16 protein-coding genes are annotated in these 16,099 nt (G+C 54.3%); 6 read left to right on the top strand and 10 right to left on the bottom strand.

Annotated elements, in window-relative coordinates; all coding sequences use genetic code 11:
- Window positions 1-106 precede the first annotated feature (106 nt).
- From ETA_RS09380 to ETA_RS09365, 4 genes are all read left to right on the top strand, one after another.
- The gene (locus ETA_RS09380; RefSeq protein WP_042958878.1) at window positions 107-802 is read left to right on the top strand and encodes a DUF1120 domain-containing protein; all 696 of its coding nucleotides are present in this window, start codon (window positions 107-109) and stop codon (window positions 800-802) included.
- Between the two features lie 88 nt (window positions 803-890).
- On the top strand, window positions 891-1,595 hold the full coding sequence (locus tag ETA_RS09375) for a fimbria/pilus chaperone family protein (RefSeq protein ID WP_012441390.1): 705 nt from the start codon (window positions 891-893) through the stop codon (window positions 1,593-1,595).
- A 2-nt stretch (window positions 1,596-1,597) separates the two neighbouring features.
- Window positions 1,598-4,027 (top strand): fimbria/pilus outer membrane usher protein, encoded by a 2,430-nt coding sequence (locus tag ETA_RS09370; protein WP_012441389.1) that lies wholly within the window; start codon window positions 1,598-1,600, stop codon window positions 4,025-4,027.
- The gene (locus ETA_RS09365) at window positions 4,028-4,609 is read left to right on the top strand and encodes a DUF1120 domain-containing protein (protein WP_012441388.1); all 582 of its coding nucleotides are present in this window, start codon (window positions 4,028-4,030) and stop codon (window positions 4,607-4,609) included.
- Between the two features lie 80 nt (window positions 4,610-4,689).
- Here the strand turns inward: ETA_RS09365 and ETA_RS09360 are convergent, their stop codons facing one another.
- Window positions 4,690-6,306: a peptide ABC transporter substrate-binding protein gene (locus tag ETA_RS09360; RefSeq protein ID WP_012441387.1), complete on the bottom strand. Its 1,617-nt coding sequence runs from the start codon at window positions 6,304-6,306 to the stop codon at window positions 4,690-4,692.
- A 166-nt stretch (window positions 6,307-6,472) separates the two neighbouring features.
- Window positions 6,473-7,441 (bottom strand): L-Ala-D/L-Glu epimerase, encoded by a 969-nt coding sequence (gene ycjG / locus ETA_RS09355; protein ID WP_012441386.1) that lies wholly within the window; start codon window positions 7,439-7,441, stop codon window positions 6,473-6,475.
- A 117-nt stretch (window positions 7,442-7,558) separates the two neighbouring features.
- Here ycjG and tpx point away from each other — a divergent pair, with 117 nt between their 5' ends.
- The gene (gene tpx / locus ETA_RS09350; protein WP_012441385.1) at window positions 7,559-8,062 is read left to right on the top strand and encodes a thiol peroxidase; all 504 of its coding nucleotides are present in this window, start codon (window positions 7,559-7,561) and stop codon (window positions 8,060-8,062) included.
- A 65-nt stretch (window positions 8,063-8,127) separates the two neighbouring features.
- Here tpx and tyrR read toward each other — a convergent pair whose 3' ends face one another.
- The 7 genes from tyrR to pspA all read right to left on the bottom strand — a co-directional run bounded on the left by tyrR (window position 8,128) and on the right by pspA (window position 13,818).
- Complete coding sequence (gene tyrR, locus ETA_RS09345) at window positions 8,128-9,693, bottom strand: transcriptional regulator TyrR (protein ID WP_012441384.1); 1,566 nt, start codon at window positions 9,691-9,693, stop codon at window positions 8,128-8,130.
- Window positions 9,694-9,794: 101 nt separating this feature from the next.
- A complete protein-coding gene (locus ETA_RS09340) occupies window positions 9,795-10,850 on the bottom strand; it encodes a YcjF family protein (RefSeq protein ID WP_012441383.1) in 1,056 nt (351 codons plus the stop codon).
- Entirely contained in the window at window positions 10,847-12,244 is a 1,398-nt protein-coding gene (locus ETA_RS09335; protein ID WP_012441382.1) for a YcjX family GTP-binding protein, read from the bottom strand. The genes ETA_RS09340 and ETA_RS09335 overlap by 4 nt, the downstream gene beginning before the upstream one ends.
- A gap of 40 nt (window positions 12,245-12,284) precedes the next feature.
- Entirely contained in the window at window positions 12,285-12,494 is a 210-nt protein-coding gene (pspD, locus tag ETA_RS09330; protein ID WP_012441381.1) for a phage shock protein PspD, read from the bottom strand.
- Window positions 12,495-12,511: 17 nt separating this feature from the next.
- Window positions 12,512-12,859, bottom strand: a complete 348-nt coding sequence (gene pspC / locus ETA_RS09325) for an envelope stress response membrane protein PspC (protein WP_012441380.1) — start codon at window positions 12,857-12,859, stop codon at window positions 12,512-12,514.
- Window positions 12,856-13,083: an envelope stress response membrane protein PspB gene (gene pspB, locus ETA_RS09320; protein WP_012441379.1), complete on the bottom strand. Its 228-nt coding sequence runs from the start codon at window positions 13,081-13,083 to the stop codon at window positions 12,856-12,858. Before pspB ends, pspC begins: the two co-directional genes overlap by 4 nt.
- Before the next feature lie 63 nt (window positions 13,084-13,146).
- Window positions 13,147-13,818 carry a phage shock protein PspA gene (pspA, locus tag ETA_RS09315; protein WP_012441378.1) on the bottom strand — a complete coding sequence of 224 codons (672 nt, stop codon included), beginning with the start codon at window positions 13,816-13,818 and terminating at the stop codon, window positions 13,147-13,149.
- A gap of 168 nt (window positions 13,819-13,986) precedes the next feature.
- Here pspA and pspF point away from each other — a divergent pair, with 168 nt between their 5' ends.
- Window positions 13,987-14,979, top strand: coding sequence for a phage shock protein operon transcriptional activator (gene pspF / locus ETA_RS09310; RefSeq protein WP_012441377.1), 993 nt, complete (start codon window positions 13,987-13,989; stop codon window positions 14,977-14,979).
- 242 nt (window positions 14,980-15,221) lie between these two features.
- On the opposite strand, the gene ETA_RS09305 is transcribed toward pspF, so the two are convergent.
- Complete coding sequence (locus tag ETA_RS09305) at window positions 15,222-15,488, bottom strand: hypothetical protein (RefSeq protein WP_049778752.1); 267 nt, start codon at window positions 15,486-15,488, stop codon at window positions 15,222-15,224.
- Window positions 15,489-16,099: the final 611 nt, after the last annotated feature.

Genomic DNA, 16,099 nt, shown 5'->3' with positions numbered 1-16,099 from the left:
AGAACTACCCCCCTTCTATTAAAAACGGATAAGGTATCCCCGATGCCGCTATTTCTGGCATAAAACTATTACCCGAAAAGCCTACCAACCTGAAGAGTAATTAAAGATGAAATTTTTATTAAAGACCTGTGTCATTGCCGTGTTGGCAACGATCTCCGGCACGGCAATATCTGAAAGTGTTGGCGTGCAAGTCATTGGAACGATAAAACCCTCGGCATGCACCCCCGTTATATCTAATGGTGGAAATATTGACTATGGCATTATTTCCACTGCTACATTAAGCACGGATTCACTAACCCAACTGGAGAACAAGCAGCTGACGTTTTCAATCACCTGCGATGCCCCGACTAGGTTGGCCCTGAAAACGATTAACGGTCGTCCGGGCACGGCTGCCGATGCAAGGGGTGATGAGGACGGTCCCTTTGGCGGCTTTACGCCTATGGGAATTTCCGTGGAAAATGGTAAGGCAGTTGTTGGACTGGGCAAGAGTAGAGATAAAAAAATAGGTGGATACAATATTATGATGGACCGTATCTACGCCGACGATAATCCGGTTAATTATCTCCACAAATTATTATCTTCCGGTTCATCCTCGTGGGATAAAATGCTCTACCTTCCTTTCTATCTTAAAGAGGAAGCGTTGATCTCATGGTCCAAGCCCAGCGGGAACACTCCGGTTATCTTTACCAATATGACCGGCACGATCAATGTTCGTGCCTATATTAATAAAACCTCTGAACTTGATATCAGCCAGCCGATTACACTTGACGGTCAGACTACCATTGAACTGGTCTACCTGTAACCGGTTGTCAAACCGGGCCGGTGCGCCCGGTTATTTTCAAAAACCGTATCCACTCTTTCTATATCCTTCAAACATGGACGATTGAAATATGAAATTTATCGCCATTCATTGGGTGATAGCCCCGGCGTTATGGTTTATTGCGGCCGGCGCATATGCTACGGGGATTTTACCCGAAACATCAGTTGTGATCGTTGAAGAAAAAGAGGGTGAAGGCGTTATTAATCTTAAAAACACCGACGCCTTTCCCGTGTTGCTACTGACTAACCTGCAAGATGTTGAGTCAGAAACAGGCAGGCTGTTAACCGTTACGCCACCCGCAGCGCGAGTAGAGCCGGGCAAGACGCAGCGGGTACGTTTCATTCTTACTGGGACATCACCTCTGAAGACCGAACGCCTGCTGCGGGTAGCGTTCGAAGGCGTTCCCCCTCAAGAGAAGGGTAGCAGTAAGGTGCGCATGACGGTGCGGCAAAATTTGCCGGTCATTGTCCGGCCCGCCGGTCTTGAACGTGACGAAAAGCCCTGGAAACGCCTGGTATGGACGCATAAAGCAGGCAAACTCAGCGTCAGCAATCCCTCGCCCTATGTCGTCAGACTCGGAGAGACCGTTACCCTCCTTCCGCAAGGTGCTGACTGGTCACTTCCTCACGCCTGGATTTTGCCAGGTCAACGGTTAACGCTGTCCGGTAAAGATAGCCGGGTAAATGCTGGAGCAGGGAAAGTACGTATTTCACCGGCCACGACCTGGGGCTTCGCCGTAGAAAGTTATGATGCCCCGCTGGTGGTGACGGAATAATGATGAATGCGAACTTAAACACGATACGGCAGCCTGGATTGTGGCTAACCTTCACCCTGCTGTCCGTCATTGGCTACGTTTCTACTGCCGATGCGGAGTCTGCTAACGCTGTAAACGACAACATCACCTTCGATACTGAAATCCTGAAAGAACGCGGGGTAGACCCTAAAATAGCTGAACTTTTTCGCCATCGGTCACGTTTTATGCCCGGTGTATCTTCGGCTATATTAACGGTAAATGGGATAACGCAAGGGCGCGTCAAGGTAAGATTTGATGATGCCGGCACGCTCTGCGCCGACCGTCTCTTCCAGCAGCAGGCTGGCCTTGTTCTCCCCCCCAACTATTCTGACGATATTCCTTGCTTCGATCTCCGGCGGGCGTGGCCTCAGGCCGTGGTGCAAACGGAACAGGGTGAAAGCAAGGTTAACCTGGTGCTTCCTCCTGTCGCTGTCGCTAAACCTGGTCATAATAGCGGCAGGTGGCAGCATGGTGGCAATGCCGGCATGCTCAATTATGACGCCAGCTATATGAACTCGTCAGGCGGAGTCAGTTTCGGCCAAATCGGCAGCGAGATCGGGCTCAACGTCAGTGACTGGATATTGCGTAGCCGTCAGACCTTCAGCCGTTTTAATGGGGATAGCAATCTCAATCATCAGGCTACCTATGCGCAGCGAAGTTTTTCGGGCATCAAAAAAGTGCTACAGGTCGGTCAGGTCAGTCTTGCCAACTCATTATTTGGTGCCGGACAGGTGCAGGGATTTCAGATATTTCCTGAATCTGCACTTAACGAACAGCCAGGACCCGGTCTGGTTGATGGGGTAGCCGATTCGCCGTCAGTGGTTGAAGTCAGGCAGTCAGGCATACTGGTCTATAACACTCTCGTTCCCGCAGGCCCCTTTCGACTACAGGGATTTTCTCTGCTCAATACACGCTCGGATCTGGACGTCACCCTGACCGGCAGTAACGGCCAGACGCGGCAGTTTACCGTACCCGCCTCCATGCTTTTTTACGCACCGCTGGTAGCGCCGGGCTTCTCTTTTGGCGCCGGACGTATTGAACAGCAGGACGGTATCAAACCGCTGGTCGGCACCTTCGCCACAGGCTGGCAACTGACCCCGTATACCGGACTGTTCGCGGGACTTATCGGGTCATCTCCCTGGAGGGCCGGCGCACTCAACCTGGACAGCCAGCCGTTTGCCGCTACCCGACTTAACCTGCAGGGTACGGTCGCTCATGACGCAAAACATGCGGCTGCCGGAACCTCGATATCTGCCCTCGTCAGCCACAGGCTGACCGAACGCCTGAGTTTAAGCGCGAATGGGCGTCAGCAAACGTCAGGCTATCGTGAGCTGAGTGATGCGCTGCTAAGCACAAGGTACGATAACGCCAACCGCTCTGGCCGTAGTCGCTATCAATGGGGGAGCGGCCTCGGCTGGTCAACGAACGTGCTGGGCACTCTCTCTCTATCGTGGGGCCGCACCATCACATTCGCTGGCGCGCAAAGCGATTTTCTGCGCACGGACTGGAGCTACCGGTTGGGTCGTGCCTGGCTGGGGCTCAGCCTGGAACATGACACCGGTACCCAGAGTGGTCGCAATGACGATCGTCTGTATGCCTCTCTTAGCATGCCGTTAGGTGACAAACGCGATATCACCAGCTTCATAAATACGACAAAGTACAGTGCGCGCGGTGGCGCTCGCTACAGCGACAGGGCCAACCAGGATCTTAGCTGGAGTCTCGCCAGTGACCGCAACTTGCGTAACGACCGCACTTCGGTAAGCGGGAGTCTCAGTACGTTAACGCGCGTCAGCCAGCTTGGCGCCAGCATCAATCATAACAGCGATAATTACACCAGCTGGTCGACGCAGGCCAGCGGCGCGGCGGTGCTGCATGCCGAGGGATTAACGTTTTCCCCCCACCAGGTTTCCGATACCTTTGGCGTTGCTCAGGTAGGTGAAGAGTCGGGCGTACGTATGGATACGCCAGCAGGGCCGGTCTGGACCGACTGGCGCGGCTATGCCGTGCTGCCTGTGCTGCACGGTTACCGCCGCTCCAGCGTTCAGGTCGATACCCGTACCCTGAAAAAGAATGTCGACATCGCCAATGCGTCGAAAGAAACCGACCTGGCTCACGGAGCCGTCGGAAAAATAAGTTTTGATGTGCTGCATACCCGCCGAGTTCTGGTCACTGCGCAAATGACGGATGGTAGCCGACTGCCCCGGGGGGCAACCCTGTTTGATAGCGGTGGACGTATGGTGACGATTGTGGCTGATGACGGATCGTTTTTTGTTCCGGACGCCGCGGCTGATATGACAATGGAAGTACAAAATGCGGGTAAAACGCTTTGCACAATACATCTCTCATTACCAAAGAAAACCGAATCGTCCCGACTGTACGAAAACGCAACGGCAACCTGCCAGAAAGGATACTGAATGAAAATATTCAACGGAACGTGGGTACTGCCTTTGCTGACGATCGCCAGCGGTCTCAGCGCCGCCGAACCTGGCCTCGGCACGCCACCGCAGGTGCCTGACGGTCGCTGCACCATCTCGGTCAGTAGCCCGTTTGTCGACTACGGCGTGATGTCGCGATGGCAGCTACAGGATCGTCCAAACGGACAGGTTACCCCAGGCATACGCTCGACGATGGTGAACGTGGTCTGCCCAGACCCCCGGGCAATAAAGCTGCTGGTGCAGGGAGAGGTCAACGAAACGGGTCATCTGCGCTATGGTGAACATGGCTATACCGAATTCCGCTTGTTGAACGCCATGCTCGACGGTAATGCGGTAGAGCTACGCCCACAGTCACCGGATGGCTCCCCGGCAGAAGCGACCGCTGAAGCGTTACCATTGGCTGTAAACCAGCAGCTGGTCACCGTTTCCGCTGGGCAAGTGGTAAAGGGAAAAATGCTGTCTGCGCGTCTGGAGATACAGCCTGTTTTGGGAGAAGACGATGTGCGGGTGAGCAGCACGCAGCGCAGTGGCTCGCAGCTGACGCTGACGCTGATTGACTAGGGGTTCCCATGCACCGCGCTCGGTTTGGCAGCGGGATAAAATCGCAGTAAGCCAAAGGACTGGCTTACTGCGCGAGAGGACTAGTGCTTCAGGATGTACAGGGTGCGGCTGTAGGCGACGTCTTCCGGGTTGGTTATGGGATAACCCTTGACGTACGGTTTAATCAGCCTGGCGTTGGTAAATTGATAGACTGGGGCGATCGGCACCGACTCGGCGATAATCTGCTCGGCGCGGTTATAGTCGTCATTGCGCAGTTTGGCGTCGGCCTCACGGCTGGCCTTAGCCAACAAACCGTCATACTCACTGCTGTTGAAACGGGAAATATTGCCGCTGTGCGTAGAGGTCAGCAGGCTGAGAAAGCTCGACGGTTCATTGTAGTCGCCTACCCAGGATGCACGAATGACGTCAAAATTTCCGCTGTTGCGGCTATCGATATAGGTCTTCCACTCCTGGTTTTGCAACCTGACGTTGACGCCGAGGTTTTTCTTCCACATTGACGCCACCGCGATAGCCAGCTTCTTATTATTTTCGGAAGTGTTATACAGCAGCGTCAAATCGAGCGGGCGACCGGGGCCATAGCCCGCCGCGGTCAGCAGCGATTTAGCCTGGGTATTCAGCGCTTCCTGACCGTGCTGCTGAATAAAGCTTTGCTGCGGGTGAAAACCGGCGGTGACATCCGGAGTAAAATGCCAGGCCGGTTTTTCCCCTGTTCCCAAAACCTTATCAGCAATCACCTGGCGGTCAATCGTCCATGACAACGCCTTGCGTACGCGCACGTCTGCGGTCGGGCCCTTCTGGGTATTGAACGCATAGTAGTAGGTTCCGAGCTGATCCGGCGTATAGATCTCTCCATTGAGCTGCTTTTTCAACAGGCCGTACAGCTCTTTCGGGAATGACTCGGTGATATCGATATCCCCTGCCCTGTAACGCTTGGTCGCGCTCGACTCTTCGCTGATCGGAACAAAGGTCACTTTGGTCAGAACCGTTCGGGCGTTATCCCAGTAGTTCGGGTTCTGCACCAGTTCCAGCTTTTCGTTCACCACCCGACTCTGTAATTCATAAGCGCCGTTGCCCACTAAATTACCGGGGCGCGTCCACTGCTCCCCGTATTGTGCAATCACTTTTTGCGGCACCGGGAACAGGCTGAAGTGGGAGGTCAGGCTGACAAACCAGGGCAGTGGTTTATCCAGCGTGACTTCCAAATGGGTGGCATCCACGGCATTGACGCCCAGCTTATCAGCAGGCATCTGGCCTTTAACAATCGCTTCTGCATTTGCGATCCCTGCCAAACCTGCAAACCAGGCAAAGGTAGAGCCAGTTTTGGGATCGACCAGGCGACGCCAGCCGTAAACAAAATCTTCGGCTGTGACAGGGTCACCGTTAGACCAACGCGCCTCTTTCCGCAGCGTAAACACCCAGGTGAGGTTGTCTTGCGTCTGCCAACTGCTTGCAACGCCGGGAACGGTGTTACCGCCGGCATCCTGATTGGTCAAGCCTTCGAACAGGTCACGGATCACCGGAATTTCCGGCAGGCCCACCGCTTTCGCCGGGTCGAGCGAAGCCGGTTCGTCCTTGATGTGCCGCACAATTTCCTGACGCTGCGCCAGCTGGGTTCCCGCAGGCACCTCAGCAGCGTGCGCTGCTGGGGTGAAAATCATGGCCAAAACGGCCAACGCAATGGGTGATGCCTCGCTCATAAACGATATCCTTACCTGTCTGAGTCGTTTGATATAAGGTGAATGACGCTTTGCTGCGCGCACTTTAACGCAAATTATTCACCGTGAAATAGCGTTTTTACTCTCTGCGCCAGTGATTAGTGTCGGCCACCCTGACGCACTGAACCAGGATGAAACGCGCCGGCCTCTATGCAAGCGCAATATGTCCACGGTGAAATGCCAGCGCCGGTTCGGCGTCAATGGCCAGCCAGGTTGGACCATCAAAATCGATAAAGCGCGCGGCAGGCACCAGCGGCAGCGCCGCCCGGATAGCGCGGGAAGTACACAGCATACAGCCCAGCATAATAGACAACCCCTGCCGTTGGGCAACATCTGCCAATTCTAGCGCCGCGGTCAGCCCGCCGGTTTTATCCAGTTTGATGTTGACCATCTCATAGCGACCGTGCAGTGCGGGCAGGCTGTCAACGGTGTGGCAGCTTTCATCAGCACAGATTGGCAGTGGATGCACAAAGTTTTCAAGCGCCGCGTCATCCCCGGCGGGCAAGGGTTGTTCCAGCATGGCGACATTAAGATCGGCCAGCAGCTGGCAGCGCGACGCCAGTCCATCACCGTGCCAGGACTCGTTGGCATCAACAATTAGCGTCGCCTGCGGAACCGCGCTGCGGATCGCCACCAGACGTTCAGCAATTAGATGGTCATCCAGCTTAATTTTTATCAGCCTTGCGCCATTTTCCCACAGCGCCAGCGCGCTGCTGGCCATCATTTCCGGCACATCGATACAGACGGTTTGCGCAGTTTCAATCTGTACCGGGGCCGTTGTATGGGTCAATTGCCACAGGCTCTGCGCAGCAGAATGCACCTCCAGATCCCAAAGTGCGCTGTCGATAGCATTACGCGCCGCACCGGCCGGTAAGCGCTGTTGCAGCGCGGCGCGGGTTAATCCGCGTTCAATTTCTGGGATCAGCGGCGCGATTTGTGCCAGCACCGATGCTTCAGTTTCGCCATATCGTGCATAAGGCGTACATTCGCCAATCCCCTTGACGCCGTTTTCCTCCAGTTCCACTACAACAACCCCCGCCTCAAGCCGCGCACCGCGCGAGATAACAAATGCACTGTGCAACGGCCAGTTTTCCGGATAGATCCTCACTGTTCTCATAACCGAGTTCCTTAACAGTTCGCTTTAAGCTGCTCTAATGGTATTTTACGGGTTCATGCTTTTAGTGTGACTGACACTGAAGACGATAAAACATCATAAACAATAAAAGGATAGATTATGTCTCAGACCGTACATCTTCAGGGCAATCCGGTTTCCGTCGATGGCCAGTTGCCAACCTCTGGCCAGACGGCACGGCCTTTCACCCTGGTCGCTAAAGACCTCTCGGATGTCTCACTTGCGCATTATGCGGGAAAACGTAAGGTACTGAATATCTTCCCAAGCGTTGATACCGGCGTGTGCGCGACCTCAGTGCGTAAATTTAACCAGCTGGCCAGTGAGCTCACCAATACCGTGGTACTGTGCATCTCTGCCGATCTGCCCTTTGCGCAGTCACGTTTCTGCGGTTCGGATGGTTTGAGCAACGTCGTGACCCTTTCTACCCTGCGCGGCAACGCTTTCCTTAAAGATTACGGCGTGGCGATCATCGACGGCCCACTCAATGGCCTTGCCGCACGCGCCGTCGTGGTGCTTGACGAGAACGATCGGGTGATTTACAGCCAGCTGGTTGATGAAATTTCCAGTGAGCCGGATTATGACGCAGCGCTGGCAAGCCTGAAGTAGTTCATATCGGGAGGCGACCGTGATGATGGTCGCCCTTTATCAGCCTCTTCGGCACAACCGGTGTTCTAGTCTTCGCGGCTTTTCTTTTGGCTGATGCCATACTCACGCAGCTTATTGGCAATGGCAGTGTGGGACACGCCCAACCGTTTTGCCAATTTACGCGTGCTGGGATAGGAGAGATAAAGCCGGGTCAATATCGAGCACTCAAACCGGCTGGTGATTTCATCCAGCGAGCCCTCGATCGCCTCATCTCCTGAAGTCAGCGCCATGACGTGGTCCGGCAACACTATATCCTGCGGCCGCAGTTCAGTGCCTTCAAGCTGGGTTAACGCCCGATAAAGCGAGTTCTTCAGCTGCCGCACGTTGCCAGGCCAGGTGTAGCGAGTGAGAAACGCATTCAGCTGTGAAGACAGTTTAGGCCGCGCCACCCCCAACTCATCAGCAAAGCGCGCTACCAGCATTTCCGTGAGCGGCAAAATATCCTGCGGTCGATCGCGCAGCGGCGGCAACGTAAGCGTCAGCACGTTCAGTCGATAAAACAGGTCTTCACGGAAGTCACCGCGTTGAACCAGTTCCAGCAGATTCTTCTGCGTAGCGCAGATCACGCGAACGTCAACGTGCACCTCATGCTCTTCGCCTACGCGCCTGAAAGTGCCGTCATTAAGAAAGCGCAGCAGTTTGGTCTGCATGCGTGGGGACATTTCGCCAATTTCATCCAGCAGCACCGAACCTCCGCTCGCCTGCTCGAAAAAGCCTTTTTTCCCCTGTAGGGCATTGGGATAGGCTCCCGCCGCGTGGCCAAACAGCTCACTTTCCGCAACATCATCAGGCAGTGAGGCGCAGTTGAGGGCAAGGAACGGCTTTTTACCCCGTGCGCTGCGCATATGGCAGGCCGCCGCCAGCATATCTTTCCCCGTGCCGGTATCCCCGACGATCAGCAGCGGGGCATCCAGCATCGCCAGCTTACGGGCCTGGTCGACGACCTGGCGCATCTTCGGGCTAACCGCGACGATATGCTGAAAATCTGAGTCATCGTTGACCGCCAGCTTTTGCAACTGCTGACCCATGCGCGCCGTTGACTTGAGCAGCACCACGCCACCCACCGGATTCGGGGCAGCCTCCCCTTCATCCTGCGCATAGACGGGCGTCACCTCCATCAGAAAATCTCGCCCCTGAAGCACCACGTGGTGGGCCTGCGGCTCGATGCGTTCACTCTCCAGCCAGCGCTGGAAGTTGAAGCTGGAAATCAGCGAGCCGGCGTTATGATTGCGCATTTTTTCTTCGTTAAGGGCAAACAGCGCCTGCGCGGCAGGATTAGCGAGCTCAATCTTACTTTTCAGATCGATTGAAAAAACCGGCTCCGGCAGGGCGACCAGCAGCGCGCTCAGCGCTCGATGTTCACGTTCCGAAGGCAGATAGGAGACGGTGCGAACGTCGGTCACGCCGGCAATACGACGGATCTCCGCCATCAGCTGGCTGAACGAGTCAAAACCAAGATTAGAAAAGTTGAGATAGATGCGACCCATGGCGGAAATTTCAATGCCGCGTAGATCGATGCTGCGTTCGACCAGCAGGTCCAGCAGTTCGCGGGTCAGGCCAATTCGGTCCTGGCAAAAAACTTCAAGACGCATGCGTGTTAACCCTTTTTATCACAGTGCAGAACGTATCCGCAGATAATACGCTATCCCTCGCCGGGCCAGAAGCACTCTGTCATGGAAAGTTGACAGTTCGTCTACTGCGCTTTTTTATCGTTACGTTGCAGGCTTTCCTTCAGCTGGGCCATCAGTTCACGTCGGAAGTCTCCAAGCCGTGGTTTGTCTCCTTCCAGCCACGGCAGCGGCCGGCACAGCTCCATCGCCTTAATGCCGAGCCGGGCGGTTAACAGACCGGCACCTATTCCCTGCGCCGCACGGGTTGAGAGTCGGGCGGCAATATCTTGTGACATCCAGTCCATACCCACTTCACTGACCAGCTCTGACGCGCCGGCAAAGGCCATGTTCAATAACACCATGCGGAAAAGCCTGATACGGCTAAAATAGCCAAGTTCTATGCCGTATAGCGCGGCAATACGATTGACCAGCCGCAGGTTGCGCCAGGCGATAAACGCCATATCCACCAGCGCGAGCGGACTGACGGCAATCATCAGCGTTGACTCTGCGGCGTAACGACTGATCTCACGTCGTGCCTGAGCGTCCAGCGCCGGCTGTACCAGCTGCGCATACAGCGCGACCACTTCACGATCGTTATGGGTTTCATGCAGGGATGCCTTCCAGCGTTGCAGCGCCGGATGTCCCGCTTCCAGCTCCGCCTGCTGCGCCAGCTTCTCACAGAAGGCACGACCCTTGCCGATACTGTGACTGGCCAGTAGCTCACGCGCCACATCACGCTCTTCAGCGCGCGCGCGCAGACGGTACAGGCGACGCCATTCGCTTATCAATGACCCGGCCCCGGCGGCCACGATCAGTACGCCAGCCGCACCGCCTCCCAGCGCAATCCAGTCTTGCGCTAGCCAGGCGTGATAGACCCCCTGCACGCCCTGGGCAATAACGCTGACGGCAAACAGGCCCAGTCCAGCGGTAACCATTTTACGCCACGGGCTGCGTTTCGGCCGCAGAGCGGCTTCCACGGCCTGCTCGCCAGCACCTTCAGGTGCGGCTTCCAGCTCGGGATCTGCGGCAATAAAACGATCCTGCCGGTCGACAAACGCCTGCGGCGGGCGCATGGCCGCTGCCTGCTCTTCCTTGAGCGGCTGGGCAAAATCGATGCGTGGTTTAATCGGTGCGTTCATCGCAGCTTATCTCCCAGTAAAAATTCCAGCGCGGCGTCCATACGGATATGCGGCAAAGGACGATCGATATCGACATCCTGCGGGCGAAACTGTTCAAAATGAAAACCCTGTTCTTGCCAGAATGCGCTGCCGGGCAGGCGGGCAGGAACTTCACCCGGATAAACCGTCAGCTCATGATTATCCGCCAGCCGGTGACCACGCAGCGCCGGGATACTCTCTCCCTGATGATCGACCCGACCGCTCTGTGTGGCCTGCACCGAGGCCAGGCCCACGCAATCCATGCTGATCCCTTCAAAAGCGGCGTTTTGCCAGGCATCCTGCACCAGCTGTTGTAGCAATGAAACCAGGTTGGCGTGCTGATCGGAGGTGACATGGTCACTTTTAGTCGCGGCAAACATCAGCTTGTCGATAACCGGTGAAAAAAGACGGCGAAACAGGGTACGCTGGCCGTATGAGAAGCTCTGCATCAGTTGCGTCAGCGCCAGACGCATATCGTTAAACGCCTGCGGCCCGCCGTTGAGAGGTTGCAGGCAGTCGACAAGCACGATTTGTCGATCAAAACGCAGGAAGTGGTTTTTATAAAAGCCCTTCACAACGTGTTGACAATAGTATTGGTAGCGCGCGCGAAGCGTGCCGATATTGCTCGAGGCGTCAGTCTGCATTAACCGCGTTTCCGCCCCCTCTTCTACCGTTGGCCACGGGAAAAATTGCAGGGCCGGTGCGCCCGCCATCTCTCCGGGCAGCACGAACCGCCCCGGCTGAATAAAATGTAAACCTTCCTGCTTACACTGCTGTAAATATTCCGTCCAGGCGGCGGCGATCTCAGCCAGCCGATTTTCGTCAGCGGGAGCAAACGGATCCAGCCCGGCGCACAGCTGCTGCCAGCGCTGCGCCCAGACGGCACGATCCCCCTGCAAAAGTCCGGTCATCTGGCGTGACCAGCTGAGGTAATCCTGCGCCAGCATGGGCAGGTCCAGCAGCCATTCTCCCGGATAGTCGACGATTTCAAGATAGAGCGTTGAGGTGTCTTTAAAGTGACGCAGCAGCGAATCACGCGAGCGATAGCGCAGCTCAAGACGCATTTCACTGACGCCGCGCGTTGGCGTTGGCCAGTTTGGCGGCGTGCCGTACAGCTGTGCCAGCCCTTCATCATAGGTAAAGCGAGTCAGGCCAAGATCGCGCTGGGCAACGCGTTTAACGCCGAGCAGGCGCTGTTCACGCGCGGCCGAGAACAGCGGCAGGCGCGCGCCGGTATTGACATTAAGCAGTTGGTTAACCAGCGAAGTGATAAAAGCGGTTTTGCCGCTACGGCTCAGTCCGGTAACCGCTAAACGCAGATGGCGATCCACGCCGCGATTGACCAGAGACAGCAATTCATTTTGTAGTCTTTTCATCGGTGGCGATGATGCCTTATCGGGTGATGTCGTCAATCGATCAGGGTTTGACCCAGCGAGAGCTGGCTCCTTTGATCACGCGGCGAATAAGCGGTTCCAGCGCCCAGGCCAGAACGATTTTGAGCGGCTTACGAGCAACCGACTTCACCGCCCAGCCGCTTAGCCCCGCCGGGCCGTAGGTAATGGCGTTGATCAGAATAAATTTACCGGCTTTTTTGAGCGCCGGCGCATGTCGTTTTATGTTACGCATCTTATTACCCCTTAAGGTTAAAGCTGGCTGAAGCGACTGCGTACGCTGAACGTTTCGGAAGTCACGTAGCGCTCAACCTGCCGCAGCTGCTGCTCCCCGCCGTTAAGTTCATAACTTAACTGGTCTAGTAGCTGGTGAGCGCTGGGCGATTGATCCTCACCCTGCTCGCCGAATGGCTTCTCATCCAGAACCATCGCCAGTGCGAAGTAAGCCACCAGCGTAAAAACAAACAGTCCGAATATCATCGACAGCACCACGATAACCCGCACCAGCCGCACCGGGATATTCAGATAATCGGCGATCCCCGCGCAGACTCCTTTTACCTTACCCTGCTGCGGAATACGGTAAAGCTTCTTCTGACTCATGGCTGCCTCCAGCTCGGATGCTCGGCATCAAGTATAGCTTCCAGCGCCTGAATGCGTTCACGCATTTTACGCGCATCAACGGTCAGCTGCTGCAGACGTTGCAGTTCATTTTGCGACAGCTCAGCGCCGCCATTGTGTCGGTTAGTGTAGTGCAACCATAACCAGATCGGCGCAACAAACAGCACAAAGATGGTTAAAGGTATGGCAAGAAATAACGCGCTCATTCACTCTCCTTGAATTAGCTGGCTTAAGTTCACGGGCATCTCGACGGATGCCCTGCCTAATAATTACTCACTGTCGTTACGATTCAGCTTCGCTTTCAGTGCGGCAAGCTGTTTACTGATTTCATCATCCGCCTGCAATTCTGCAAACTGCCGATCGAGATTTTTTTGTTTGCCAAAGCTTTGGCTCTCGGCTTCTGCTTCCATATGATCGATACGGCGCTCGAAAGACTCGAAGCGTGCCATGGCCTCATCCAGTTTGCCACTGTCAAGCTGACGGCGCACATCCCGTGAGGTCGAGGCCGCCTGGTGGCGAAGCGTCAGCGCCTGCTGGCGTGCCCTTGTCTCAGCCAGCTTATTTTCCAGCTCACCGATTTCACCTTTAAGACGTGTCAGGCTCTCTTCTACCTGGCTGGCTTCCTGCTGCAAAGCGGCGATCAGGTCAGTCAGTTTCTGTTTTTCCATCAAAGCAGCACGCGCCAGATCTTCTTTCTCTTTGTACAACGCCAGTTCGGCCTTATGCTGCCATTCGGACTGCTGGCTTTCGGCCTGTCCGGTTCGACGCAGCAGCTGCTTTTTCTCCGCCAGCGCTCGTGCAGAAGTGGAGCGCAGCTCAACCAGCGTGTCTTCCATTTCCTGGATCATCAGTCGAACCAGCTTCTGCGGATCTTCCGCTTTCTCCAGCAGAGAGTTGATGTTGGCATTAACGATGTCGGCAAAACGGGAAAATATACCCATAATTAAAATCCTCTTTTAGTCTGGTGTCAGGCAATGTGCCTTTTGGCTAAAGAGATAATACAAATAGCGTGCCAGTTTTTATCTCATTGATTTTCAACCATAGATCAACTTTACAACCGTTTCGGAAGTGAATAAGATGGTTATTATCACTAAAATTTGGTGAATTTGATGACAGTAGAGAACGTGGATAATCTGATTGGTGAATCAAATAATTTTATTGAGGTGCTGGAGCAGGTCTCGAGGCTGGCGCGGCTTACTAAGCCGGTGTTGGTGATTGGCGAACGCGGAACCGGTAAAGAGTTAATCGCCAGTCGTTTACACTATCTGTCGGAGCGCTGGCAGGGACCCTTTATCTCCTTAAATTGTGCCGCCCTGAATGAAAACCTGCTGGATTCCGAGCTTTTTGGTCATGAAGCCGGCGCATTTACCGGCGCGCAGAAACGTCATCTGGGGCGCTTTGAGCGCGCCGATGGCGGCACGCTCTTTCTCGACGAGCTGGCAACCGCGCCGATGCTGGTGCAGGAAAAGCTGCTGCGGGTAATTGAATACGGCCACCTTGAACGGGTTGGTGGTAGCCAGCCTTTGCAGGTTAGCGTCCGACTGGTTTGCGCCACCAACGCCGATTTACCCAAATTGGCGCAGGAAGGTCGGTTCCGCGCCGATCTGCTGGACCGCCTGGCGTTTGATGTTGTCCAGCTCCCTCCATTACGCGAACGCCGGAGCGATATCCTGGTGATGGCGCAGCATTTTGCTATTCAGATGTGCAGAGAGCTGGGGCTGCCACTGTTTACGGGGTTCTCCCCCACCGCAGAGAAACAGCTGCTGGAATACGGCTGGCCGGGAAACGTCCGTGAGCTGAAAAATGTGGTGGAACGTTCAGTCTATCGCCATGCGGACAGCGAAGAGGCTTTGAATACCATCATTATCGATCCTTTCCAACGCAGCAGTATTGAGCCGCCAACGCCACCGGATGCCGACGCTATACCTGTTTTGCCGCTCGATCTGCGCCACTGGCAGTACCAGCAGGAAAAGAGGTTGGTTGAGCAAGCGCTGACCCAGGCGCGCTTTAATCAACGCCGGGCCGCAGAACTGTTGGGCGTGACCTATCATCAGCTAAGGGCAATGCTTAAGAAGCATCACATTCAGTTTGATGAGGAGTAGCCAGGTGAGGCGATCCGCAGCGATAGTGACTGAATTCGCCATCATGCATGCAGCGGCATGTACCGCGTTTCGGTTTTAGAGAATATCACCGCCACAAGTGAAAACAGAAGATTGACTTGAACGATAATATGAGACTTTAGATAGGTGATGATTAATAACCTGAAGATTATTAGCCCTTTTTCAGATGCTAAAAATGGTTGGGCCATTAGCAGTGCGATCGTCCAACCTTTTAATACAAATTATCAATCACAGAACTGATATCCAGCATGGATTCGGCACTGTCGACCACCGCCGCCAATATTTGAACCAACGGCAGTTAATATGCCGGCAGTAACGCCGCCTATAATCATACCAACAGGGCCCACAGGGGAACCTGTGGCAGCACCTAAAGCGATTGTACTCATAGCGCCAATGATCACTGCGGTTCCAACGGCGTTGGCGGGAGTTGCTGGAGCCCCACCATCCCCACCGTAAACAGAGAGTATTTCTACTTGTGTTAATGCTTTCATTTAAAATTCCTTTTTAGAATAAGATATTAACTGCTCTTTCCGTTGAACCAGCATGTCAGGCTTATTATTATTTTGAATAAACCTATAAAACCAAGGAAAATTATTACTGATAAAAAAACGTCAACAAGGGAGTTATGCTCGCCAATGATTCGCATCGATGAAAAAGAGACAGATAATATTGTTAGCGGCAAACTTAATATGGCAGATGATTTTTTAAAAAAAACAGGGTTCATTTCCTTTTATCCATAGTGAGACTTTAATTTTTCGGTGGGCAAGGTCAATATTAAAATTAGTCACGTTACGCAACCACTAATATCATCGTGTCCCGACCAGGGTCAAGGTGTTTTATCTGGATAAATGAGGTCCATCAGCGACTGTCATTTTCGGCCGATGATCCCAATAAATTGAACCGGCATATCGAAAAAAAGCCCGCGCAAGGCGGGCTAAAAATACTGGAAGCAATGTGAGCAATGTCGTGCTGTTTAGCGGTAGAGCCACCGATACGCAGCAACGGAATAATAATCATTCTCAATACTGCTTGTAAAGCAGTTTATTGAGAATTCTTCTCATTCCCGTAGCCACTGTGAGTCTATTGGCCCGATCCCCCCCCA

Source organism: Erwinia tasmaniensis Et1/99, from assembly GCF_000026185.1.
Classification (GTDB): domain Bacteria; phylum Pseudomonadota; class Gammaproteobacteria; order Enterobacterales; family Enterobacteriaceae; genus Erwinia; species Erwinia tasmaniensis.
Note: the sequence above shows the minus strand (reverse complement) of the source record. Positions and strands in the feature narration are given on the sequence as shown.

Bases quoted from the DNA above. Each gene is read 5' to 3' on its own strand.
- pspF (WP_012441377.1), top strand. From the start codon at position 13,987: ATGACAGTAGAGAACGTGGATAATCTGATTGGTGAATCAAATAATTTT.
- ETA_RS09340 (WP_012441383.1), bottom strand. From the start codon at position 10,850: ATGAACGCACCGATTAAACCACGCATCGATTTTGCCCAGCCGCTCAAG.
- ETA_RS09375 (WP_012441390.1), top strand. From the start codon at position 891: ATGAAATTTATCGCCATTCATTGGGTGATAGCCCCGGCGTTATGGTTT.
- ETA_RS09360 (WP_012441387.1), bottom strand. From the start codon at position 6,306: ATGAGCGAGGCATCACCCATTGCGTTGGCCGTTTTGGCCATGATTTTC.
- tpx (WP_012441385.1), top strand. From the start codon at position 7,559: ATGTCTCAGACCGTACATCTTCAGGGCAATCCGGTTTCCGTCGATGGC.
- ETA_RS09305 (WP_049778752.1), bottom strand. From the start codon at position 15,488: ATGAAAGCATTAACACAAGTAGAAATACTCTCTGTTTACGGTGGGGAT.
- pspA (WP_012441378.1), bottom strand. From the start codon at position 13,818: ATGGGTATATTTTCCCGTTTTGCCGACATCGTTAATGCCAACATCAAC.
- ETA_RS09365 (WP_012441388.1), top strand. From the start codon at position 4,028: ATGAAAATATTCAACGGAACGTGGGTACTGCCTTTGCTGACGATCGCC.
- ETA_RS09370 (WP_012441389.1), top strand. From the start codon at position 1,598: ATGAATGCGAACTTAAACACGATACGGCAGCCTGGATTGTGGCTAACC.
- ETA_RS09380 (WP_042958878.1), top strand. From the start codon at position 107: ATGAAATTTTTATTAAAGACCTGTGTCATTGCCGTGTTGGCAACGATC.
- pspD (WP_012441381.1), bottom strand. From the start codon at position 12,494: ATGCGTAACATAAAACGACATGCGCCGGCGCTCAAAAAAGCCGGTAAA.
- tyrR (WP_012441384.1), bottom strand. From the start codon at position 9,693: ATGCGTCTTGAAGTTTTTTGCCAGGACCGAATTGGCCTGACCCGCGAA.
- ycjG (WP_012441386.1), bottom strand. From the start codon at position 7,441: ATGAGAACAGTGAGGATCTATCCGGAAAACTGGCCGTTGCACAGTGCA.
- pspB (WP_012441379.1), bottom strand. From the start codon at position 13,083: ATGAGCGCGTTATTTCTTGCCATACCTTTAACCATCTTTGTGCTGTTT.
- pspC (WP_012441380.1), bottom strand. From the start codon at position 12,859: ATGAGTCAGAAGAAGCTTTACCGTATTCCGCAGCAGGGTAAGGTAAAA.
- ETA_RS09335 (WP_012441382.1), bottom strand. From the start codon at position 12,244: ATGAAAAGACTACAAAATGAATTGCTGTCTCTGGTCAATCGCGGCGTG.